Origin of the sequence: Pseudomonas sp. SIMBA_067, from assembly GCF_046534675.1 — a bacterium.
In the GTDB taxonomy this organism is placed as follows: Bacteria; Pseudomonadota; Gammaproteobacteria; order Pseudomonadales; family Pseudomonadaceae; genus Aquipseudomonas; species Aquipseudomonas putida.
The window spans coordinates 1-241 of the sequence record NZ_JAWRYH010001223.1 but is presented as its reverse complement, the minus strand read 5'-3'; the positions used below and the strand labels follow the sequence as shown (position 1 = coordinate 241).

The 241-nt window shown below is 44.8% G+C and carries 1 protein-coding gene; it reads right to left on the bottom strand.

From position 1 onward, the window contains the following. Window positions 1–241 (bottom strand): Na+/H+ antiporter NhaC family protein (locus SB765_RS33190; RefSeq protein ID WP_410932972.1); only part of this gene is annotated, 241 nt, incomplete at both ends.

Below are 241 nucleotides of genomic sequence, written 5' to 3'. Positions count from 1 at the left end.
CTAAGCTTATCGCCAAAATATGCGCCTGATATTACAGCACCCGCGGTAACTGTCGGCTCTAAACCCAGTCCTGAAGCGACACCGAGTAACGCAACACCTATAGTCGCTGCTGTAGTCCATGAACTACCAATACTCATTGCTACAATGCCACAAATTAAACAACTCGCGGCATCAAACCAACTAGGATTGATAATTTGTAGACCGTAACAAATTAATGTCGGAACGGTTCCTGATAATAGCC